This is a genomic window from Paenibacillus sp. strain BS8-2 (assembly GCF_054483835.1).
Genome location: NZ_CM137010.1, coordinates 189059 through 212298 on the forward strand (window position 1 = coordinate 189059; position 23240 = coordinate 212298).

Sequence of the window (23240 nt, forward strand, 5' to 3'; positions counted from 1 at the left end):
CCGAGCAAATGCCAAAAAGCACACCCTCCCGATTTGTTCGGAAAGGATGTGCTTCATCCATTAGCTTCACTTTAGCATGATGTGTGGCTTACCTGCAATCAATAGCTCCCGCTTGCCGTCTCCATACGCCAAATACCGCCGCAAACGTCCCGACCATCGCGCAAATCAAATACATGTCGGAATAGGAGGTCAGATCGGCGACGGGCCCCATGATGATACCTCCTAGCGATACGCCGAGATCGGCCGTCGCGATGAATAGACCGATCAGCACGCCGCGCTCCGCCTTGGGGAGCACGAAACTGAGGTATGTCGTGAGCGTTGGATAGAGCAACGCTTGGGCGACTCCCATCATGACGGCTCCGGCATACAACAGCACCGCGCCTGCGTACGCAGACAAGCCGGCAGCAATTGCAGCCAAGACTAGAAGCAGCATGTTGCCTCCTACGAAGGAGCCTCGCCACTTGCCGTCCGATGGAATCTTAGAGCGAAGCAGGAATCTCGACGCTACAACGACTGCCGCCTGAATCATCAGATAGACAGCAGCACTGGCTCCACCTACCTCGGGAACATATAAGGGAACGAATGCGGTTGTCGCTCCGAAGATCATGGAGGCGCTCAACATCAATAACCCGCATCTTGATAAATGAGGATTCGTTGCAAGCTGACCCATCGATTTGATCATTGAGGCTGCTTGACTTCGTACTCCGGTGCCGCTCGAAAATTCCGCAGGCTGCTCCCCGATTCTTGCAGTGAATCCCACGGCGCCGGTTAGCACTGCGATCGCGACCATTGATACCGCGAATACGCTCATATCTCCCGACTGCCACATGCCGATCGCGAGAAGCGGACCGAAGATGCCCGGCAGATAGGAGCATAACGAATACATGGATATGCCTTGCGAGCGATCCTTGTCCGGCAGGGCGTCGATAATGCCTAGCTGTAATGCCATGGAGAAGAAAGCGGTGCATACCCCTTGCAGCACGCGCGCAAGGAAATAACCTTCCAGACCGGTGAACGTATAAAGGAGCAGGGCGAGCGCGTTGACGACCAGCAGAATGCGCAGCACTTTTATCGGCCCGTATAGCTGAATCAAGCTGCCCGCCCACGGTCTGAATACCATTGTCGTCAGCAAGTAGGCTCCCATAATAATGCCGATTGTCGTATTGGAAGCACCAAGCGATTCGCCTTTGAGCGGGATAATGACATTCAGAATCGAATTGGCGCTAAAGTACAGCAGCGTAAGCAAATACAGCCGAACAAACGGCCAGGATAAAGCTCCTTTCACGCGAGTGTTCTCCTTCCTCTAGCTACGAGATGACCCTCCGCAGCAGCTCCTGGGCATACGGAGATTGTACGTTCGCGAGCTCCTCTGTCCGGACGAGCTCCTCGATCTCTCCGGCGCGAATGATCATGATCCGGTCGCACAGATAAGCAGCCGCCTGAATGTCGTGCGTGATGAAGATGTACCCCATGCCGAAGGTCTCTCTCAGATTCCTAAGCAATTCCAGCACTTGCATTTGAACCGAGCCGTCCAGCGAGCTTATGGCTTCGTCCAGCACAATGCATTCGGGCTTCGAGGCTACAGCCCTGGCAATGCATACTCGCTGCGCTTCTCCTCCCGACAGCTCATGCGGATATCGGCCCAAATAAGAATCATCCAGCCCGACCTCGCGCAGCAGCGACCCGATGTCGAACGATTCGATCTCGTCTTTCCTGAGACGCAGCGGCTCGAGAATGGCTTGTCGCACGGTATAGAAAGGATTAATGGATGACGTATAATCTTGAAAGACGGCGCTGATCGCGCCTCTTCGCGTCTTGCGATCCGCAATCGGTTTTCCGTCGAACGTGACTGAGCCGCGAACCGGCTTATCGATGCCGAGCAGCAGACGGCCAAGCGTCGATTTGCCGCTTCCGCTTTCGCCGATAATGCCGAGACATTCGCCCTTTTCCCATTCAAACCCGATATTCCGAAGCACATCATGACTGGTTTTGCGCAGCAAGCCGCTGCGTCGATACGACTGGTATACGCCCTCAACCTTGAGCAATGTTCGCGCCTCCCATCAACCACTTGTAATGGCGGCTAAGCGTCTCCTTGGAGGACACCAGATAACGTGTATACGGATGTTTCGCACCGGCGAAAATATCTTGCGCCGAGCCTTGCTCCACGATTTCCCCGTCCTTCATAACAAGTACGTTGTCCGCAATTTTACGAACGACGCCCAAATCATGCGAGACAAAAAGCATTGCGCTTCCCAGACGCTCCCGCAGCTGCACGAACTGCTCTACAACCTCGTAAGCCGTCACTGCATCGAGCGCTGTCGTCGGCTCGTCGGCGATAATGACGTCCGGTTCCAGAACGAGAGCCAATGCAATCATTACCCGCTGGAGCATACCGCCGGAGAGCTCGAAAGGAAACCGGCGCAGCACTGATGCGGGCTCTCTTAGGCCAACGGCGGTCATTGCCTCGATTAATTTCGTTTCTCTCTCGGAGCGGCTCCAGTCATAATGAATGCCTAGCGTCTCATGCAGATAGGCGCCGATCGGTGTCGAAGGATCGAAAGCGCTCATGCCGTTCTGCATAATCATGCAAAGCCGCCGCCCTCTATACTGACGCATGGCTTTATCGGACACTGTTGTTAAATCCTCTCCGTTCAGCGCGATCAGGCCGGAATGACGAATGTTATTTCGGTTCAGCCTCATAATGGCTTTGCAAGTCAAAGACTTGCCGCTGCCGCTCTCCCCTACGATCGCCAGGCATTCTCCTTGCGCAATACGAAATGAGCTGTCTCGAACCAACTTGCGTCCGGAGCTCTCCTCCCAAACGTTCAAATGCTCCACATCAAGCACATTCATGAGGCTTATGCGACCTCCTTCTTCTGCTGACTCAGCGCCCATCCGCCAGTCTGCTTCGCAGCGCGCGCTCCTGCAGTCATCAGCTTCGGATCAATCGCCTTTTGCAGGGCATCGGACAAAAAGTTCACTGCCAGCACCACGATAATAATGGCCAATCCTGGCGCGAGCATCAGCTCCGGCCGGGTGAACATGACCGATCTGGCTTCATTCATCATCATCCCCCACTCGGCGTGCGGAGCCTGAATGCCTAGACCAAGAAAGGACAAGCCGGATATTTGCAAAACCATGGAGCCAAAAGCGCCGCTTGTGATAACCGCGAGCTCAGGCAATGCAGTAGGCAATACATGCCGTCTTATAATTGCAAAATTGCCTATGCCAAGCACCTTTGAAAATTTAACGTAATCGGCATCCGCAAGCGGCATGACAGCCGAACGGATGACGCGCGCAAACCAAGCCCATTTCATCACGATGAACGCAACAAGAATGTTCGTCAGCCCCGCTCCTAGCATGCCAACGATCGAAAGGGTCATCACATAACCTGGGAACGAAAGCATAATGTCGCAAATCCGCATGATGACGGCATCCACTTTACCTCGGAAATAACCTGACGCAAAGCCGAGGACAGCTCCTGCGAACGCCGATGCGCCAAGTGCCGCGAGCACCCAGAGTACGCTTGGCCTGATCCCGTATATTAGCCGGGACAAGATGCAGCGGCCCAAATGATCGTTGCCCAGCGGATAGCTCCAGGATGCCTCTGCGAATCGGAGAGCCATATTCGCTTCATTAGGTGAATGCGGGGCCAATAACGGAGCCAATACTCCGATGAGCAGCGTGGCCGAGACGATGGCCAGCGAAACCGCAGCCCATTTGTCCAAATATAGCAAAGTATATGCGCCCCGCCGTAAAGGACGGCATAGCCGTTGTACCTTGTTCAGCAGTCTTTTGATCAGCATCTTTAGAACTCCTTCCTCAGCTTTGGGTTCACCGCTGCGCCAAGCAGATCCGATACTGTGTTAAACAGAACAAAAGCGACAGCTAGTACGAGCACATAGGCTTGAATAATAGGAAAGTCCCGACCCAATATCGAATTGACGGTAAGCGTGCCAAGGCCCGGCCATGCAAACATATTTTCCACCACTACCGTGCTTCCCAGAATGATTGGAATGGCCATTCCAAACACAGAAATGGCAACTTGAAGCGAATTTCGAAGCACCTTCGTATTGAGACTGCGCTCTGTCATTCCGCATGCCCTGCCGTACGTTACATAATCCGCATTCAAATTGCTTAGCATTGAGCTGCGCACAATACGGAAATAGATACCGACATAACCAACCACAATAACCGCAACCGGCAGCACGTAGCTGCCAAAGGTATCCATCCCGCTAGTAGGGAACAGATCCAGCTTTACGGAGAAATACCATATCATTAGCGCCGCCAGCCAGTAAGCCGGCATCGAAGTGAGGAAGAAGGAAATGCTTCGGATGGATAAATCCTGCCACTTGCCCTCCTTTAGCGCACAAACGACTCCAAGCACGATCGACAACAGAATAATGAAAACCGAAGAGACCAGTGTTAGCTTCACCGTGTTCAACAAAGCAGGTCCCAGAAGCGACCACACGGTATCACCCGTAATGTAGGAGATGCCAAAATCCAGCTGCAGGCAAGACATTAACCAATCTCCATATCTAACCAGCATCGGCCGGTCCATACCTAATTCGCTTCTCGTTTCGGCGATGAGTTCATCCGTGATGACCGGCACGCCCTGCGCATGCAGCACAACCTCGGCTGGATCCATGGGCGACAGTCCATTTAATATAAATGTGAGAAAAGAGATTACGAATAGCAGCGGCACAACAAGGACGATTCTTCGCAGTGCGTATCCTAGCATAAACGGTTCCTCCTTTCTTCCTCCGTCAGCATTAAGGCACTTAAATGGTCGTCAATTGAAAATCGAAAGCTTACTTGAAGCTCATCATCTCGAAAGGCAGCTCGAATTGTGTCTGTTTGAACGAAATACCTTCCAGATCTGTCGGAGCAACAACTGTCACGCTTCCGTTCGTCAGCGGGATAAATACAGCCTCTTCGTGCACAATGGTAAGGATATCCTTGTAGAGAGCTTTTCTTGTCTCCTCGTCCGTGGATACCATAACTTCATCGATCTTGCTGTACAGCTCATCTGCCTGAACAATTCCTTTGGTCGTATGTAGATAAGAAGATTCGGTGGCAAACGCCGCGATCGTGCTTTGCGGGTCATACGCTAGACCCCATGTCTGATTAAACAACAGCTCGTAGTCGCCGGTCGAACGACGGTTTGCGATGGATGGTGACTCTTCTCCGACAAGCTCCAGCTTCATGCCGAGCTTCTGTGCTTCGCTTTGGAGCAGCTCCGCTTGCGTTTTCTGCGAGCCCGAATTGACGTCGTAATAGATCTTCATCGTTAACTGACGTCCGTCTTTTGCTCGAATATCCACGCCTCCGGACAACGTCCATCCCGCTTCCTCCAACAAGCTTTTGGCCTTTTCCAAATCGTATTCTCGCTTTTCCAAACCAGCATCGGCATAGTTCACGTTGGGAGCAAACAGCGTCTCGGCCGGAGCTTCTGTGCCATTAAAGATAGCTTGGCTGATGGTTTCCCTGTCAATCGCATGCCAGATTGCCTCGCGAACAGCGCGATCGCTTACCGGACTGTCCGTTTTGCTGCTGTTGGCCACAATCATTTTTGTATTCATAGGATCGCTTCGAACGATCTGGTAGTCGCCGGAATCAACAAGCTGCTGCATCGCTTCTACGTCGATGCTGTCAGTGCCGCGGTCGTCCGTAAATACAAAGTTCACTTCGCCTTTTTGCAGCGCAAGCAGCGTCGTTTCGCCTGAAGGCAGCACCTTAGCCGTAATAGACTTCACTTCCGGTGCGCCGCCCCAGTATTGTTCATTGGCTGCAAACTTCGCGAATTGCTCCGTCACATGCTCCTCCAGCTTGTAAGGACCCGTGCCGTGATGGCCTTGCACGCCGTCCTTCGTCTCTCCGTTCAGAAAGTCCTTCGGCGACAGGAAGACGAAGGGACGAGTCATGGACAACTCGAGCAGCGTCGGATAATACGTTTGTTTCAGCGTCAATTGCACCGTATGTTCATCGATAACGGCGACTTTATCCAGCATGGTCGTCAGTTTAATCCAAGAATGTTTAACCGCGTTGCTCATCACGGCTTCGATGTTCGCCTTGACCGCTTCCGCATTGAATGGCTCACCGTCATGGAAGGTGACGTTCTTCCGCAGATGGAATGTATAGACCTTGCCGTCCTCCGAAATATCCCAGGATTCTGCCAGCAACGGCTTAATGCCTTCCGATGTGTTCTCGACAAGCGATTCATAAATCATGCCTTGCACAGGCATAGAGCCTGGATACAGATGCGGGTTCATATCGTTAATGTCTTTTGCAGTGGCATATACGATCTCCTTCGTCTGCTCCTTGCCCTCATCTGTATTGCCATTGCCAGCTTTGCTGTCATTGTCTCCATTGCCCCCGTTGCCGCTGCATCCAGCCAACAAGGCAATGACGAGCAAGGAAACCAGCAAAACGACTCCTTTGTTTCTCTTCATGGTTTGACTCTCCTCTTTTCACAATAGTAATTATTACTAATAACGACCTTTATAGAGTGTAATTATTACGATTAATGCTGTCAATCTTTTTTATTTTGTTATTTCAAGCAATGACGTCGCCTTCCGACCACCACAAACACAGCCACTCCAATGGAGCGGCCGTGTTATTGTCGTTGGACCCTTAGCGGCTTTCCCGATGAACCGTCACCTTCTTCAAGCGCGGCGAATACTTTTTGAATTCCAAACGTTCCGGATTTGTTCGCTTGTTCTTCGTCGTCGTGTAGTTGCGATCTCCGCATTCCGTACACGCTAGCATAATCGTCACTCGCATGAAGGCTCCCCCCTTTCTTTTAGAGGTTATTCAATATGGCTAGTTGAATTGTTCTTCCAGTTGAACGTCGTGCTGGTTCGGAAATTCGTCGACGAAATCGTTCCAATCCATATCCATCTCTTCGTCGGTTAGCAGACAGTTATCCAACTCTCCCGTTAAAGACGGCCGATCCATGTCCATCCCGATAAATACAATTTTGTTCACACGGTCCCCGTACATTTCATTCCAGTTGTTAGATAGCTCCGGATCCTCCTGCAGCATTTGCTGCTGCTCTTCTTCCGGAAGAGCCGCCGCCCACTTCCCGGCTGGCCCGAATTGAATGGAAGGTCCAGCCTGGCTGAAGCTCTGCGCCATGTCGCTGCGAGTAGCAAGCCACACCATGCCCTTCGCCCTCACAATCTCCTCCGGCCATTCACTCATCCAATCCATTAATCGTTCTGGATGGAACGGCTTCACACGCTCGTAGACAAAGGAAGCGATGCCGTATTCGTCCGTCTCCGGCACATGGTGCTCCTTCTCCATCTCCTGAATCCAACCGGCCGAGCGGCTTGCTTCGTCAAAATTGAACAAGCCAGTATTCAAAATGTCGACAGGCTTCACTTCGCCGCGCGATGCGCGGATCAGACGGGCTCGCGGCTGAAGCGCGCGAAGCACCTTCTCCAGCTCTTCGAGCTCCTTCTCGCCCACCAAATCGCATTTGTTCAGTATGAGCACGTCGCAGAACTCGATCTGATCAATCAGCAGATCGACCACTTCCCGGCTGTCGTCTTCGCCCACTGCCTGCTTGCGATCCATCAGCGTCTCGCCGGAGGCAAAGTCGCTCCAGAACCGATAGGCATCTACCACGGTCACCATGCTGTCCAGTCTACAGAACTCTGTCAGATCGATGCCCTGCTCCTCGTCGATGTAGGAGAACGTCTGGGCAACGGGGACAGGCTCTCCTACGCCTGTCGATTCGATAAGGATGTAATCGAAACGCTGCTCCTTCGCCAATCTCTCCACTTCACGAAGCAGATCCTCTCGAAGCGTGCAGCAGATGCACCCGTTCGACATTTCGACCAGTTTCTCTTCCGTACGCGACAAGCCTCCTCCGTTCTGAATGAGATCGGCGTCAATATTGACCTCGCTGAGATCGTTAACGATGACCGCCACCCTCATACCCTCGCGGTTGTTCAGCACATGATTCATAATAGTCGTCTTGCCTGCTCCCAAATATCCGCTTAGAACAGTTACCGGCAGCTTCTTGCTTTCATTCATTCTTGACACCTCTATTAGTTGTAGTCATAGCCTTACGCGTAATACAGCCTGTATTCGCCCCTCTAATCGTAATCATTACTATATGAACTTAATTGTAACAATTACGATTAATAATGTCAATCCAACAATCCATTCTACGGGACTCCAATAGTAGGACAGCCGTCCACCTGAGCAATCGATCCGGATGAAACGGGACCTTGCGCGTGTAGACGAAGGAGGATAGACCATGCAGTCAAGACGGGTCAGCATGGATAAATCCATATTTTGGTCCTCGTCTACGTAGGTAAAGGTTTGAGCCACGGGCAGCGGCTCGCCAATTCCCGTTGATTCGATTAAGATGTAATCGAATCGGCCTTCCTTCGCCAGCTTCTCTACCATAATCCTTGTTTTCTTTCAATTGTTTGCGAATTGCTGCGTAACGGGCTGCTTTCTCTCTTCTTTTTTGTTCTTTTACAACTTTCGATTTTTTGGCCATAATTCTTCACCCCTCATAATAGTAATAATTACGATTTATTATGATGAAATTTACAGAGATTGCAACCCCTATCCGTTGATTGCATGCATGATCGCTTCAGCAATGGCGCAAATCCGATATCCTCAGCGAAACTCAAATATCTGAACAACTCTCCGAACACATGCAGTTCTTTGTCGAACAAATCTCTGTATTGGAGACTTTCACTCCTTAGTCGGTGCGCGGCCAAGCGCACCAAAAAACCTTGATTGATCAATGCTTCTGATCATCAAGGTTTCGTATCTTGTCTCCATTATAATTACTACTCACACATGCTGTGAGTCACGGTTATAGATGAGATTAAAATCATATCGCTTTGATCATTTTCATCTCGTTGATATACCGATAAGTTTCTACTTCCGACAACCGCAGCTCCAACATCGTCCCACTCCCCATTCATACGAATAGACTACGACGTTAATTATAGGGATGGAGTGCAACCAAATGAATATGTTATGGTAAGGGCTTTATGTCAGACGGTTAGATCTGATTGCTCAAAGTGACTCAGAAGAACATATAAAGAAAAATCAGATGGAGAGCATCAACTCAATCCTCAGCAACCGCCAATTTTCCTCTCTTCCTCTTCCTGCTTACTTGCTCTTCGGCGGCTTGGAAGCAACTGAGCCCAATGCGGCCCCGAATGCGACTCCGAGGGCGATACCGATCGCGAGTTGATCGAATGCCGCCCCGAGAGCGACGCCGATGGCAATGCCGAGCGCCATTCCCGATGCCGTCTCTTTTTTCCGATTTTTATTGTTGTTGGACGGATTGTTATCACTCATATCATCCGGCCTCCTCTTCCAGTTCTACTCCTGCTCACCAAGCTAATAAGAAAAGACCCTTGATACATCAACATTCTAGGATGTATCAAGGGCCTATTACATCTCAAACATAGTTTACCTAATTACTTTGCAACTTGAATGCCTAACAACACCAAGATCCCCGTTCCGACAGCCCATACGACAATGGCGATCGTTTGCCAGATGATTACGTATCGTTTCGTTGCGCCCGAGGCGATACAGACTAGAGCCGCGATGTGGTCTCCGATCAACAACGGGCCTAGAAGCGACACTCCGGGAACGCCGTACTTCTGGAATAACTTCTGCCCGCGTTCCAGACGTTTGTTTTGCTTTTCTTGGCTACGTTCGGACGGTTTTCTTCTTTGCAGCCACTGCTTAACGCGATCGCTGGCCAGGATCACAACCATAACCGAAATCCAGTTGCCGACGATGGCCGCCGCGATCGTCATCACGGCCGGGAACCCGATCGCAATCCCTAGGGGTACTGCCACGTATCCTTCGAGAAACGGGACCATGGCCACGAGCATAACCCCAATGAATTGTAAGATCGGACTTGAATCTTGCAGCTGTTGCAGAAATTGTTCCAACTTGTCATCATCCTTTACTACTCACCAAATTTTAATGAAAAACCCTTGATACATCAGCTTTTATAAATGTACCAAGACTCACAACTCACTCAAACAATTAAATCTTATAAGCCTTCATCGCTTTCCGAATCTCTTTCCAAGTAGGACGTTTGCCGTACATCAGCACGCCCGTGCGGTAGATCTTAGCCGAAACGTAGACCGAGACGTAGATCGAAACGATCAGGATGCCGAAGGACAGCAGCGTTTCCCACAACGCGACTTCTGTCAGCCCCAGACGAAGCAGCATCGTAAACGGCGAGAACAGCGGGATGTACGACGATACTTTGACCAGCAAGCTGTCTGGCGTGCTGATACTGAAGATCGCGATATAGAAGCCCGCAAGCGAAATAAATGTCATTGGCAGTACGGCTTGGCCAAGATCCTCTGTGCGGCTGACAATAGATCCGATAGCCGCGTACAACGTTGCGAACAAGAAGAAGCCCAAGAAGAATAACAGAATGGCGTACATGATAAGCACCGGATCGACTAACGACAAGTCGATGTCGAGATTGCCGAGCGCACCTTCATTATGCGGCAATGATGCGTTGCCGAGTATAACAGCAACATAGAATGCTACTTGGATGATCACGACAACAAACATCCCGAAAATTTTGCCAAACATCTGCGTGAGCGGTGACACGCTCGTAATCAAAATCTCCATAACGCGCGAACTTTTCTCCGATGTAATCTCGGATGCGATCATATTGCCGGACATCATAATCGCCATAAACAGGAAGATCATCATGACGTATACAACGCCCATATTCACGCCTTGTTCTTCCTTGGTTCTGCCTGAATTATCGCCACCGGAGCCTTCTCCAGTATAAATTTGCACCGTATCAATTTTGATTGGAGCAGACAGCAGCTTCATTTGTTCATCCGTCAGGCCCGCATCCTTCAGGATATTTACTTGTCTGATTTGGATCAAAGCGTTCTGCATCGATTCCGTCATGCCGAATTCGAGCAGTTTTTCGGATTTGTATTTCATTTCGGGGAAGCCGCTATCCGTCAGCGTATCTCCGAACTCCAGATATCCTTTGATCTCGCCATCTTCGATTGCTTGCTTGAGCTGCTTCTCATTCGCCGCAGCATCGCCTTTATTCTCGAACGGCACCATCACAATAGTTGGATTTTCTTGGCTCTCGTAGAAGCTTTTCAGTAGATCTCCGGTTTGATCAGCCTCTTGTCCTGTCATCTGCACATAACCGATATTCGTCGCTTTGTCGCCTTTGTCAAACTGCTCGATGATATAGGGAAGATGGATGCCGATACTGATGACCAGCGCAATAATAAGCGTTGTAATTACAAATGCTTTGCCTGTAATTTTATTGCGAATCGTAAACCCTACTACCGTCCCGAATTTACTCATGACGATCACCTACCGTTCTAATAAAGATTTCGTTAAGCGTCGGTTCTTTGATTTCAAAATGATTGATTGTCGCTTGATCCACCGCTAATTTCAGAATCTCCGCTCCCGCAGATTCCATGGAAATCGCGATATCGTAGCCGCGCTCCGTCCGTGTAACTCCGCTAACGCCAGCTACACGGTCAAGTCCGTTAATTTCGGTATCCGTGCCTAATATCACACGTTCTCTTGGGAACCGTTTCTTGATATCCTTGAGGCTGCCCTTCAACACGGTGTTGGAACGATGAAGAATCGATATGTTCCGGCAGAGCTCCTCGACATGCTCCATCCGATGCGTCGAGAACAGGATGCTTGTACCCGTATCGCGCAGCTCCTTGACTGTCGACTTCAGCAACTCGACATTAACGGGATCAAGACCGCTGAACGCTTCATCCATAATTACGATTTGAGGCTTATGGTTGACGGCCGCAATAAACTGTATTTTTTGCTGATTCCCCTTCGACAGCTCTTCAACCTTCTTGTTGTAATACTCCGGTACTTCAAATTTATCCAGCCAATACTTCAAGTTGCGGTCGGCGTCTGCCTTCGACATCCCGCGAAGATGGGACAAGTAGATGATTTGCTCGCTAACTTTGATCTTCGGATACAGCCCTCTCTCCTCCGGCAGGTACCCGAGCTTACTTAATTGCTCGTTGCTGTAAGGCTTGCCGTTATAGAGAATCTTGCCTTCATCCGGGAAAATCAGGCCGAGCACCATTCGCATCGTCGTCGTTTTTCCTGCGCCGTTCGCGCCAAGCAACCCGTAGATTTCACCTTCTCCAACCTCGAATGAGTTGTTGTTTACCGCTGTCTTATCCGCGTATTGTTTCGTAACATTTTCGACTATCAATGGCTTCATCTTCTTAATCCCCTCACTTCGTTCATTTTGGTCTCTAGTGCAATACCTTGCAACAACGCAGCCATAATTTCGTCCAGCTCCATCGCGGATTTGCTCATGATGTTAAGCCCAGCCTCCTGGCACCAGCGTTCAGCCTCAAACGCTTGACTCGTCAGGACGCGGAACGTATGCAGCCCTGCATTCTCGATGCCGGACTGACCAGGCATATCCATCAAGTCCCTGGCTTCCAAGCCTACACTGCTCACATACAACATGAACCAACTGCTGAACAATTCATCTTTCTCGTAGAAGCCAAGAACCCTTCCCTGCGCCATAAATACGATAAAATCTGCCAACCGTTTCACTTCTTCAACGATATGACTCGTCATCAGGATCGTTCGGTCACCTTGTTCCATATGTCGATGCAGAATATCGATCATACTTTTCCAAGCTAGCGGATCGAGGCCAGAAGACGGCTCATCCAGCAGGAGCAGATCGGGATTATGGGCAAGCGCAAGCGCAAGCTCAGTTTTTCTCCGCATCCCTTTGGACATCTTGCCTAACATCTGATGATCGTTGACCTGCAAAATACGAAGCAGCTCCTGATAGCGGAACATATCCCAATTCTTATACCAGTAACCGTTAATCTTCGCTTTATCGCTGCCCTTCATCTGATTCTCATGCGCATAATGCTCCTCGGGAACATAACCGATTCGCTGCTTAATGGCATCATCGTCGTCGCTCCCGATTTCTTGACCAAGCACCGTCACTTTGCCTTGATCCGGCTTAGCAAGGTCGAGCGCCATACGGAAGAGTGTGCTCTTGCCGCTCCCATTGGGACCCACGATCGCCGTTATATAACCGGAAGGAATATCAAGCGTTGTTGGACCTAACCGGAATTCCGTATTTTTGACCGATACCTGCTCGAAGGAGATCGCTGTCTCCGATTTCCACTCGTTCATCCATCTTCGCCTCCCGAGTCGTAATGTTTATGGATGGCCTCGCGGAACAGTTCCTCTAGCTCTTCGACCGAGCACTGCACACGTTTGCCGGCAATGACCGCTTGCTCCAATGATTCTAGAACGACCGAAAGCCGGTGACGATCTCGTTCCTGCTCGCCAACCTTCGCCACATAGGTTCCCGTTCCTTGTCTCGTTCGCAGCAACCCCTCCGCTTCCAGATCACTGTACACTCGTTTGACAGTAATAACACTGCACTTGACGGTCTGCGCCAATTCGCGAATAGACGGGAGCAAGGTGCCATCGACAAGCTGACCGCTGACGATAAGCGCTCTAAGCTGTACTTTGATTTGATGATAGAGTGGTTCTGCGCTTTGTTCGTTGATTTGGATGGGCAGTCTCACCAGTCTTCACCCGCTTTCTCCCGTTACTTGGCCAAATTCCTTTTTCGTATCTTCCGCTCGATAGCACGTAAGCCCAGCGGTATAAGCACAGAAGCTGCTACAATCGCTGCCGCCGGTAACCACCAGCCTCCGCTCATGATCGTTCGATAGCTTTCAAGCATTAAGCTCTCCTCTACCATGATCGAATAAGAGATGAGTGCAACTAACGCAACAATCGAGATCGAAATGGAGAACCAAAAATATACTTTCATTCTGAAACCTAACTCCATGAACAAGTACACAAAACCAAATACTGAAGCATATACAATCCAGAACAAGGCGAACATCACAAATGCTCCAAGCTCCATCTCATGCGGCCCAATCGATTGGATGGCGTAATAGAAGCCAATAAAGTATAGAATCATTGGGGGGATGCCCATTGTCACATATAGAAGGTATTTACCTAACGCAATTTGTTTGATTGGAATCGGTAATGTCCTCCAGGTTTCCAGCTTCTTGGTATAGATATCTGCTTTCCAAGTGAAGTAGGGCTGTGTTGCCATTTGGCCCAACAACGGGAATAATAGCAGCGCATATAGATCGATAGCCATGTAAGTGAAAACCGATCCTTCATGTAGCAAAGCATCATCAAACATTGAGATCATAAATAGCAGCATGTAGCCAGCAAATAGGATTGGATATATAACCTTCCACTTCGCCCATTTGATCTCGCTCTTTACCAGAAACCATGCGCCTCTCCAGTTACTCATCTATTTCTTACCTCCCGGATCTGACCTCTCGCGTTTGTGTGGTGTGTTTATATACTGTATATATCTATATACACAGTATATGCACGAAGACATTCATTGTCAAGCGTTGGAAAAAAATAAAAACCTCTACACCATTCGTTCTGACATAACGAATAGGTGAAGAGGTTTAACGTATAGCAGAAAATATTACTTGCCCCATATCAGCCAAGACAACTTCATCTTTCTCGTCAGGTGCACGATCGTGAACGAAAGTCCAAGCATGATTACAAACAACGAGATGTTATAAAGATGGTAATACGAGCTGCCGAGCGCTTGGCCGAACAGCTTGCCCATTGCTGTCTGAATGGCGGGATGGATGAAGTAGATACCGAATGAGGCAGAACCTAGAGCAAGCAGCCAGCCTGTCAGTCGTGTTGCCCGTTCAGCGATTAATTTCCCTCCCCAGATTAGCGTTACCCCGATGAGTACCGCATAGATGCTGTATAGGGTAATGTAGATCGGCATGGGATACATCACTCCGCTCTTGGCGGATAACAGGCAAAGCATATACATAAAGCCTACTAACATCGCTAGCGGCCCCGTCCAAGCTGCATGAATCCACCGTTTTGCGAATGCCTCATATACCATTCCGATTGCCGCTCCTATACCGAACACCGCGAAGTAGTTCAATATTATTGTAGTGGCATATTCAAACTTGTATATTTCATTATGAATGTACAAGAATGTAATCTGTACCGCTATGCCGAGCACTGCGACATGCCACGCCTTGAGCTTCAACCACCGAATAAGTCCCATCAGCAGCGGGAATATAAGATATAGCTGTATGATGATCGCCATAAAGTAGAGATGGTAATTCGCATCTCCCCAGATCAATAGTTTGGCAAATGAGACTATCTCGAACGTCAACGACTTGCCATAAACCCATTGATTATACAAGTAATAGATAAGCGACCATACCAGGTATGGCAATACGATATACTTGAGCCGTTTCTTATAGAAAGCAAGTGCCTGTCTCATGCTCCAGTCGTCGTGATAACGATAGAATAATACAAGTCCGCTGAGCAATAAGAACAGAGGTACCGCAAACATACTTAATTGATTCGCTAACAAGTAGAACGGAGCAGATAAGCTGCCCCACGGGATGGAATAGCTGGGACTAGCTGTCACATGGATGAGAACAACCGCAATTATAGCAATTGCTCGCACGATACCGATTTCAATGATGTTTGATTTTCTCTGGATGCTCGACATCGTATCTACCCGAAAATCGCTTCAAAAAGCGGTTTCGCATCCACTGGCGGATACAAGACATACAAGATCAGGTAGACGGCCGTACCTGTGATGGCCGTAATGAACCAAATAATCGATGTGAATCGGCCAAACTTACGATGCTTGGCGAATTTTTTCTTGTAACCAAGAACGATCGTTGTAATCCCAAATACCGCTGCGACCGTTGCAAGCACAATGTGAAACAGTAGAAAGACCAAATAATAGGGTTTAAGACCCTCCGGGCCATTATACGGCGTACTGCCGATTATAAAGGTGCGGGAGGCGTAGATGATAAAAAATAATATGGCTGCCACGGCTGCGTACACCATGACCTTCTGATGCTGATCAAGCTTCCGCTTGATAGCCAGCCGCCAACCAAAAGCGACAAGTGTCGCGCTAAGCACGATAAAGAATGTGCTTACGGTCGGCATTAACGTGTTAAGCTCCACTGTCATCCACTCCATGCGTCATAATGGGCAATAGGTTTGAAGATGCGATTACACGGTCCCAGGATTCGGATTAGAATTAGGAAGATCATCCTCCGCATGCTCGTTCTTGAACCATTGCTTGAAAATATAAGCCAGGATGATCCCGTACATGATCTCTTGGACAAGCTTCATCACGATGCCGCCCAATTGCTGATCATCCTCAATCCCGATATGGTTAAAGAACTCAGGACCGCCGTATTGCGTCAGCAAATAAGATGTATCACCTGAAATGCAATAGCCCATTGCTTGCACCCATACCTGCGGATCGTTATATGTCGCATATAGATCGGTTGGCCCGAAAATAATCAATGCACAAGCAGGCGTTAGAAGTACCCCATTGGCAAATACATAAGCCATACGCTTCATATCAGTCAGTTTCGCCCATTCTTTGACCGGGCAAGCGACTTGCCACCACATCATAAATGCTGTAATCAACAATACGACATAATAGAGCCGATGCACTGCGAAATTAGTCATCACATAATCGTGAACCATCGGTACATGATATATCGAGAACAGCATGTTGAACATAACCAGGGTCATAATAGGATGCATGAGAAAGGAGAACTTCTTCCAGAAGCGAGGCGCGAACATTCTTCTCCAAAGGAATGCAGGCACGGCGATCAGGACCATTGGCGGAACCATTAGATAGGAAATGGACATATCTACCATATGATAGGTGAACATCAGGTGGCCCATTAAACTGAGAGGACCTCCTTGTGTCAAGTAGAACAGAAACGCAGCACCGATGAACAACATCTTCTGCATTGGCGTTGCACCGGCTTCTTGCGGATGATGTTTCTCTCTCCAAGGACCTATTAAATAGAAATACAGAATGACCACCGCAATCATCGCAAATAGAAACAAAGGTGACCATAATTCCTCAAAAGTAAAATATTCGTTTAAGCCAAACATCTGAAAGGCTCCTTTCTACATTACGGAAAGAAGAGGGACCCGCAACCACTGGGACCCTCCTCTGTTCAATTCTTATCGATCTTGCGGTAGAACGATTACCACCAAACCCAATACTCCGCCATAATGACGCAAGTGAAGACAACGAATACGCCGGTCAAAATTCCGATCAAAGCGAATGTATGCCCACGATCCTTCATATGCATCCAGAATGCCATCTGTACAAATACTTGCAGGACAGCCGTTCCAAGCAGAATGATGTAGATAAAGTCTTTGTTGATCTCACCGCTGATAACCGTAGCAAACGCAATAAATGTTAACAGAATCGAGAAAATGAAGGCAACGATATGTTTCTTGGGACCTTCAACCTTATGACGTTTGGTGTTTGTGTGTTGCTCCGTAGCACCGTGATTGCTCGCCATACCGTTAAACCACCTTTCCCATCAGGTAAACAACTGTGAAGATGAATACCCATACAACGTCGATAAAGTGCCAGTACATACCGGCAACATATGTCTTCGGTGCAGTTACAACCGTCAGACCCTTACGCGAGAGCTGAATGATCAGCAGCGTGATCCATAGAATACCGAACAATACGTGCGCTCCGTGGAAACCAACTAGCGTATAGAACGAAGACGAGAACGCACTAGTCGTGAATCCGTGACCTTCATGCACATAGTGATAGAATTCATAAATCTCAAGACCAAGGAACGCCGCGCCGAGTAATACGGTAACGATCAACCAATTGATCAAGCTTTTTACTTTGTTTTGGTGCATAGCCTGAATAGCGAATACGCTTGTCAAGCTGGATGTTAACAGAATAGCTGTTGCGATAGCAACAAGCGTTAGATCAAATAGATGATCAGGTTTAGGACCGTCAAGCACTTGGTCGCGAAGTGCTAAGAATGCCGCGAACAATGTACCGAAGAGTACAGTCTCGCCGCCTAGGAACAACCAGAAGCCGAGTACCTTATTGCGTCCCTCGAGGGTCGCCTTTTCCGGCTCATGAGGCAATTGCCCTTCTACATGCGTGTGTGCGCTCATGCTTTACCCCCCATATCTTTAAGGATCTCATCTTCTTCGATATGGAAGCCGTGATCGTCGATAACCGAACGAAGCATCATGCAGATCAGCGTAATGCCAAGGCCGAGAGCACCGACGTAGATTCCATAATCCCAATCCGGCGAATACATAAATCCGAAACCTGCGATAAACAGACCCAGACCCATGAAGAACGGCAGAATCGATGGGGATGGCATATGAATCGGTCCAATTGGCTCCGCAGGCGTCATGCCTTTGTGACCTTCCATCTTTTCTTTCCAGTAAGCGTCATAACCACGAACCAAAGGAGTTTGTGCAAAGTTGTACTCTGGTGGAGGCGAAGGAATCGTCCATTCCAGTGTACGGCCATCTTCCCAAGGATCGTTTCCTGCGTTCTTAGGTTTAGCAGCTGTAGACACCACGTTGATAAGGAAGAAGATTGTACCCAGACCCATCAAGAATGCGCCTACTGTACTGATCATATTCATTTCGTTGAAGCCTAGACCGTCCAGGTATTGCCAGATACGACGCGGCATACCAAGCAGACCCAAGAAATGCTGAATGAAGAATGTTAAGTGGAAGCCGATAAAGAATGTCCAGAACGTCAGCTTGCCAAGCGTTTCGTTAAGCACGCGTCCGAACATCTTAGGCCACCAATAATGCAAGCCTGCAAAGATACCGAGCACCAAGCCGCCTACGATAACGTAGTGGAAGTGAGCTACGACGAAATAAGAATCGTGATACTGGAAGTCAGCTGGTGCCGCCGCAAGCATAACGCCTGTAACGCCGCCCATTACGAATGTTGGGACAAAGCCTACCGCAAACAAGTTAGCTGCGGTGAACTTGTTGGAGCCGCCCCACATCGTGAACAACCAGTTAAAGATTTTAATCCCCGTCGGTACCGCGATCAACATTGTCGCGATAGAGAACAATGCATTCGCTACAGGTCCCAGACCAGCTGTAAACATGTGATGCGCCCATACCATGAAGCCCAAGAAGCCGATCAAGATGGTTGCAAATACCATGGAGCTGTATCCGAACAGACGTTTACGCGCAAATGTACTGATAACTTCGGAGATAATCCCGAAGGCCGGCAGGATGAGGATATACACCTCAGGATGCCCGAATATCCAGAAGATATGCTCCCATAGTACAGCGTTACCGCCTGCAGATGGGTCAAAGAAGTTAGCACTGAAGATCCGGTCGAACATTAGTGCCGCGAGACCAACTGTAAGTGCTGGGAACGCGAACAGGATCAGTGCGGATGTGATAAATGCTGTCCAAGTGAAAAGCGGCATCCGCATGAAGGTCATGCCTGGAGCGCGCATGTTGATGATTGTAACCAGGAAGTTGATACCGCCGACAAGCGTACCGATACCGGCTATCTGCAAACCTAATACGTAATAATCCATACCGTGATCGCCGCTATACGTTGTTCCCGCTAGCGGTGCGTAAGCCGTCCAGCCTGCATCCGGTACGTCGCCTGTCAGCCAGCTGATGTTCAGCAGCAGTCCGCCAAAGAAGAACGTCCAGAAGCCAAGGGAGTTCACGAAAGGAAATGCTACGTCGCGCGCGCCGATCTGAAGCGGTACGACCGCATTCATAAAGGCGAATAAAAGTGGCATCGCAGCCAAGAAGATCATTGTTGTTCCGTGCATCGTAAGCAGTTCGTTGTATGTATCTGCTCCTACGAAGTCGTTCTGTGGTGCCCAAAGCTGAACCCGAATCAGGATCGCTTCAAGACCGCCGATCAGGAAGAAAAATCCTCCTGAGATCAAATACAATATACCGATTTTCTTATGGTCAACCGTTGTCAGCCAGTCCATCAGACCACTGTAACGTTTGACAGCATGACCATGTGCATGAGCCAAGGTAGGTGCCTCCTTAAGTCGCTGATGATTTTATTCGTAATTGAGCGTTAGCTCCGACAAATACTTTGTAATCCCTTCAAGCTCCGCATCTGTCAGATCATATTTGTTAGCCATAATATTGCCTGGCTTGACCGCCTGCGGATCTTTAATCCACTTGTAGAGATTGTTATAGACCGTATCTTCGTGTTTGTATTGCTTATCATCAGCTTCTACGTTGACAAGAATACCACCTACGCTGCCGCGGCTTGCGATACCCGCAAGGTTAGGATAAGCCGACGGGCCTGTATCGCCAATTGCGTGGCAAACCAGACATTTGCTTTGGAAAGCTTCTGCTACAGCAAGATCAGCCGGCATAGCTACAGGTTCTTTGATTGCTACTGCCCAACGGTCAAATGCCGCTTCGTCTACCGATTTTACTTTAAAGTCCATCAGGCCGTGAGAAGGTCCGCAAAGCTCTGCGCATTTGCCCAAGTAAACGCCTTCTTTTGGTGCGGAGAAGTACATGTGGTTCTCGTTGCCGCTTGGATTCGTATCGATCTTGCCCGCGAGCGATGGTACCCAGAAGGAGTGAAGAACGTCTGCCGTCTTCGCTTCGATCGCGATCGTCTTGCCGGTCGGAATAACCAGCTCCTGCGCAGTCTTGATGCCTAATTCCGGATACTCGAATTCCCACCAGTATTGATGAGAAGTAACGATGACTTTCACTGCATCAGGGTCGTTGCTGTAATCCTTGGACAGGTTAAACACCGATTGTACAGTAGGAACGGCCAGGATCACGAGCAAGATGATCGGAATGACGGTCCAGATAACCTCAAGTTTGTGGTTACCTTCTACCTGCTTCGGAATGGTCTTGTCTCCTGAACGTCTGCGGAACCGGATAATGACATACAAACAAATCGCAAATACGACAACAATCACGATCGCCATGATTATAATCGCCAGCTTCATCAGTCCGAATTGTTCTTCCGCTACCGGCCCCTGAGGATTCAGCGTAGACAAGTCTTCTCGTCCGCATGCCGCCAGCACCAATGCCATCATGGCCATTAGCGGTGCTAGCCGTCTTACAAATTGCCACCGATTCATCATTAATCAACCCCACTTTTGACGTTTTCGCAGCGGCCTGTTTTCACGTGGCAAGCGGCCTGCTGCGTGTTTCACAGCTGTTGTTACATCTCGTGCAACTTTAAACACTTTATTAAATATAAAGTTGACGACCCTATTTGTCAATGTTCCACAGAGAGTTCACAAATTGTTCTCAAAGCTGTCAAAATGTAATCTTTTCGCGCACTTTCGGGCTATTGCGACAGGCAATCTTGCTTCATGAGAAGCTTCGTTTACCTATCATTGTGCACCAAACCCATGGTCAATTATGTATGCTTTCGCAAAGCGTATATTTGAACCGTCAGAACCAAAACTAAGGGCATACCAATATGATTGGAGGTAAGCCGATGATCATGATTAGACGAGCCGGGCTTTTGATACTGTCCTTTGCCATGGCTATTACCCTTGCGTCCTGCAGCTACAAGGAGAATGTCCAGCATTCCGATTCGGATTACGGGAGCAGGAAACAAAACGACCCCAAGATGAACGGAGTCAAGTCGTATGGCTCAATGAGCAGTGGCAAGTTGCAGCACGACAATTCATTTTTCGAATACAGCTCCGTCTTGTCCAATAAGCTCAGCTCACTTAATGGCGTCGCGAACGCGATTGTTATGTTGACGGATAAGAACGCTTATGTGGCCATACTACTGGATTGGACAGCCTCTGGTACAACAAGCAAGGGCGGTACCCATGAGCAGAACAACACGGGCTCCAATGGCGGCGTCTTTAACATCGATTCAGGTACGCCTTACAGCAATACGAACGCACTTGTTACGCCGTATAACTCATTCTTCACCGTCAAGGATCATAACAACTTGTCCCATGAGCTTAAGCAGACCATCGCGAACAGCATTCGCGAGAACTCGCCCATGATTCAAGAAGTCCACATTTCAGCCAATATGGAGTTCAACAATTATTTTGTTCAATTCGCGCAAGAGGCTTGGGCAGGACGTTCCTTGAAGCCGCAGGTCGAGTCATTTAACAAAGTGATTCAATATGAATTCGACGGTAGCACAGACAGACCAAAACCCATCACAACGCCAGGCCGATATTCTCCGCAGAACTGGCAAACAAGATAACGATCCCTTCGTATCCTTATTTCTATTTATATAGAAGAAACACAAGGAGCTTTCCCTTATTCGGGAAGCTCCTCTTGAAGATTAATGTCGGGTTTCACTCTCCGGCTGCTGCTCTATCTCCAGGTTCAGTCTAGCTAGAGCGGATCGATAAGCCCTCTTGTCTTCTTGATTGCGCGAAACACTTTCGAGCTGCTTAAGCTCCGCCTCAAGCTTGCGAGTTAACTGACGGATCCGATCGGTTGCTTTATCCGTTTGTTCGCGCGGGAACGTCTGTCCATCAATAAGCTGGATGTTGACCGTTACGCCATCGTCTTCGATCTGGGCCAGCAATACTTGCTCGAGCTTGATCTTATTTTTGTGAAGCTCATGCTTCAGCCAATCCCTGTCTTTGCCCGCAAGCTCCAGCTCCAAATCAATTACAATACCATCCATTATAATCGTATGAGGCGGTTTCTCCTCCGTCATCTTCCATCCAAGCATGTCCGGCGTTATGGGCTGAAATTGTTTCTTCAATAATACATTCAATTCTCCACTGGATTCCATGACGGCAAATTCAACATCGGCGACTCGATAAACATCTCGACTTCTGAGTTGCTCCAGCAGCTCGTCCATCGTCAGCCGCTCTTTGCGAAGCATGCTTTTTAGAAGCTTGCCATCTTTGATAAGCACAGTGCCTTTACCATCGACAAAATCTCTAACCTTTTTGTTTTTCATCGTCCACAGTTCGATCCCCACAGATGCGCTTACCCACACCACCAAGGATACAATACCGAGATACCACAGATTATCAAGATCAAGCGAGACATACGCCGCGATATTACCAATCGAAATTCCTGTTATGTATTCAAACAGCGATAGCTCCGATATTTGCCGTTTCCCAAGCACTTTCGTCAGGATAAACAGGATCACAATAGCCGCTAACGTGCGCAAAACAATTTCCAATACATCCGGCATCTCAGATTCCCCCTTCCAAACCTATAATGTCCAAAAGAGCTAAAGTCATGCGTTCTACACTTTCTATTTGCACACCGCTTCATCATGTGTTATAATAACCTGATGCAATATTTAACCCCTATATATCTCCAGTAAGAATCAACTATACCCTCTGTAATTGATCATCTTGACTGACGATTCCAACTCATGTTTC

26 protein-coding genes are annotated in these 23240 nt (G+C 48.8%); 1 reads left to right on the plus strand and 25 read right to left on the minus strand.

Annotated elements, in window-relative coordinates:
* Window positions 1–88 precede the first annotated feature (88 nt).
* The 24 genes from cntE to coxB all read right to left on the minus strand — a co-directional run bounded on the left by cntE (window position 89) and on the right by coxB (window position 20999).
* Window positions 89–1285, minus strand: a complete 1197-nt coding sequence (gene cntE / locus ACX1C1_RS00730) for a staphylopine family metallophore export MFS transporter CntE (RefSeq protein ID WP_458955290.1) — start codon at window positions 1283–1285, stop codon at window positions 89–91.
* 22 nt (window positions 1286–1307) lie between these two features.
* Entirely contained in the window at window positions 1308–2045 is a 738-nt protein-coding gene (locus ACX1C1_RS00735) for an ABC transporter ATP-binding protein (protein WP_458955291.1), read from the minus strand.
* The gene (gene cntD, locus ACX1C1_RS00740; protein ID WP_458955292.1) at window positions 2032–2853 is read right to left on the minus strand and encodes a staphylopine uptake ABC transporter ATP-binding protein CntD; all 822 of its coding nucleotides are present in this window, start codon (window positions 2851–2853) and stop codon (window positions 2032–2034) included. Before cntD ends, ACX1C1_RS00735 begins: the two co-directional genes overlap by 14 nt.
* Before the next feature lie 5 nt (window positions 2854–2858).
* A complete protein-coding gene (cntC, locus tag ACX1C1_RS00745; protein WP_458955293.1) occupies window positions 2859–3806 on the minus strand; it encodes a staphylopine uptake ABC transporter permease subunit CntC in 948 nt (315 codons plus the stop codon).
* A 2-nt stretch (window positions 3807–3808) separates the two neighbouring features.
* Window positions 3809–4741: a nickel/cobalt ABC transporter permease gene (gene opp1B / locus ACX1C1_RS00750; RefSeq protein WP_458955294.1), complete on the minus strand. Its 933-nt coding sequence runs from the start codon at window positions 4739–4741 to the stop codon at window positions 3809–3811.
* Window positions 4742–4811: 70 nt separating this feature from the next.
* The gene (gene cntA, locus ACX1C1_RS00755; RefSeq protein WP_458955295.1) at window positions 4812–6452 is read right to left on the minus strand and encodes a staphylopine-dependent metal ABC transporter substrate-binding lipoprotein; all 1641 of its coding nucleotides are present in this window, start codon (window positions 6450–6452) and stop codon (window positions 4812–4814) included.
* A gap of 181 nt (window positions 6453–6633) precedes the next feature.
* A complete protein-coding gene (rpmG, locus tag ACX1C1_RS00760; protein WP_458955296.1) occupies window positions 6634–6783 on the minus strand; it encodes a 50S ribosomal protein L33 in 150 nt (49 codons plus the stop codon).
* A 39-nt stretch (window positions 6784–6822) separates the two neighbouring features.
* On the minus strand, window positions 6823–8040 hold the full coding sequence (locus ACX1C1_RS00765) for a GTP-binding protein (protein WP_458955297.1): 1218 nt from the start codon (window positions 8038–8040) through the stop codon (window positions 6823–6825).
* A 78-nt stretch (window positions 8041–8118) separates the two neighbouring features.
* The gene (locus ACX1C1_RS00770) at window positions 8119–8379 is read right to left on the minus strand and encodes a hypothetical protein (protein ID WP_458957559.1); all 261 of its coding nucleotides are present in this window, start codon (window positions 8377–8379) and stop codon (window positions 8119–8121) included.
* Window positions 8273–8515, minus strand: a complete 243-nt coding sequence (locus ACX1C1_RS00775) for a 30S ribosomal protein S14 (protein WP_458955298.1) — start codon at window positions 8513–8515, stop codon at window positions 8273–8275. Before ACX1C1_RS00775 ends, ACX1C1_RS00770 begins: the two co-directional genes overlap by 107 nt.
* Window positions 8516–9141: 626 nt before the next feature.
* Window positions 9142–9333: a hypothetical protein gene (locus ACX1C1_RS00780; protein ID WP_458955299.1), complete on the minus strand. Its 192-nt coding sequence runs from the start codon at window positions 9331–9333 to the stop codon at window positions 9142–9144.
* A gap of 122 nt (window positions 9334–9455) precedes the next feature.
* Window positions 9456–9938, minus strand: coding sequence for a small multi-drug export protein (locus tag ACX1C1_RS00785; protein ID WP_458955300.1), 483 nt, complete (start codon window positions 9936–9938; stop codon window positions 9456–9458).
* A gap of 97 nt (window positions 9939–10035) precedes the next feature.
* Window positions 10036–11346, minus strand: a complete 1311-nt coding sequence (locus ACX1C1_RS00790) for an ABC transporter permease (protein ID WP_458955301.1) — start codon at window positions 11344–11346, stop codon at window positions 10036–10038.
* On the minus strand, window positions 11339–12241 hold the full coding sequence (locus tag ACX1C1_RS00795; RefSeq protein ID WP_458955302.1) for an ABC transporter ATP-binding protein: 903 nt from the start codon (window positions 12239–12241) through the stop codon (window positions 11339–11341). Before ACX1C1_RS00795 ends, ACX1C1_RS00790 begins: the two co-directional genes overlap by 8 nt.
* Window positions 12238–13182, minus strand: coding sequence for an ABC transporter ATP-binding protein (locus ACX1C1_RS00800; protein ID WP_458955303.1), 945 nt, complete (start codon window positions 13180–13182; stop codon window positions 12238–12240). Before ACX1C1_RS00800 ends, ACX1C1_RS00795 begins: the two co-directional genes overlap by 4 nt.
* The gene (locus ACX1C1_RS00805; protein ID WP_458955304.1) at window positions 13179–13583 is read right to left on the minus strand and encodes a GntR family transcriptional regulator; all 405 of its coding nucleotides are present in this window, start codon (window positions 13581–13583) and stop codon (window positions 13179–13181) included. Before ACX1C1_RS00805 ends, ACX1C1_RS00800 begins: the two co-directional genes overlap by 4 nt.
* 23 nt (window positions 13584–13606) lie before the next feature.
* Window positions 13607–14332 carry a hypothetical protein gene (locus ACX1C1_RS00810; protein ID WP_458955305.1) on the minus strand — a complete coding sequence of 242 codons (726 nt, stop codon included), beginning with the start codon at window positions 14330–14332 and terminating at the stop codon, window positions 13607–13609.
* Window positions 14333–14518: 186 nt separating this feature from the next.
* Window positions 14519–15583 (minus strand): acyltransferase, encoded by a 1065-nt coding sequence (locus ACX1C1_RS00815; protein ID WP_458955306.1) that lies wholly within the window; start codon window positions 15581–15583, stop codon window positions 14519–14521.
* A gap of 5 nt (window positions 15584–15588) precedes the next feature.
* Entirely contained in the window at window positions 15589–16050 is a 462-nt protein-coding gene (locus ACX1C1_RS00820; RefSeq protein WP_458955307.1) for a DUF420 domain-containing protein, read from the minus strand.
* A gap of 48 nt (window positions 16051–16098) precedes the next feature.
* Complete coding sequence (gene ctaG / locus ACX1C1_RS00825; protein WP_458955308.1) at window positions 16099–17004, minus strand: cytochrome c oxidase assembly factor CtaG; 906 nt, start codon at window positions 17002–17004, stop codon at window positions 16099–16101.
* 95 nt (window positions 17005–17099) lie between these two features.
* Window positions 17100–17423 carry a cytochrome C oxidase subunit IV family protein gene (locus ACX1C1_RS00830; protein ID WP_458955309.1) on the minus strand — a complete coding sequence of 108 codons (324 nt, stop codon included), beginning with the start codon at window positions 17421–17423 and terminating at the stop codon, window positions 17100–17102.
* Between the two features lie 4 nt (window positions 17424–17427).
* Complete coding sequence (locus tag ACX1C1_RS00835; protein WP_458955310.1) at window positions 17428–18045, minus strand: cytochrome (ubi)quinol oxidase subunit III; 618 nt, start codon at window positions 18043–18045, stop codon at window positions 17428–17430.
* The gene (gene ctaD, locus ACX1C1_RS00840; protein ID WP_458957560.1) at window positions 18042–19868 is read right to left on the minus strand and encodes a cytochrome c oxidase subunit I; all 1827 of its coding nucleotides are present in this window, start codon (window positions 19866–19868) and stop codon (window positions 18042–18044) included. The genes ACX1C1_RS00835 and ctaD overlap by 4 nt, the downstream gene beginning before the upstream one ends.
* Window positions 19869–19943: 75 nt before the next feature.
* Complete coding sequence (gene coxB, locus ACX1C1_RS00845; RefSeq protein ID WP_458955311.1) at window positions 19944–20999, minus strand: cytochrome c oxidase subunit II; 1056 nt, start codon at window positions 20997–20999, stop codon at window positions 19944–19946.
* A gap of 362 nt (window positions 21000–21361) precedes the next feature.
* Between coxB and ACX1C1_RS00850 the strand changes: the two genes are divergently transcribed.
* Entirely contained in the window at window positions 21362–22093 is a 732-nt protein-coding gene (locus tag ACX1C1_RS00850) for a hypothetical protein (protein ID WP_458955312.1), read from the plus strand.
* A gap of 81 nt (window positions 22094–22174) precedes the next feature.
* Here the strand turns inward: ACX1C1_RS00850 and ACX1C1_RS00855 are convergent, their stop codons facing one another.
* Window positions 22175–23047 carry a DUF421 domain-containing protein gene (locus tag ACX1C1_RS00855; RefSeq protein ID WP_458955313.1) on the minus strand — a complete coding sequence of 291 codons (873 nt, stop codon included), beginning with the start codon at window positions 23045–23047 and terminating at the stop codon, window positions 22175–22177.
* Between the last annotated feature and the right edge of the window lie 193 nt (window positions 23048–23240).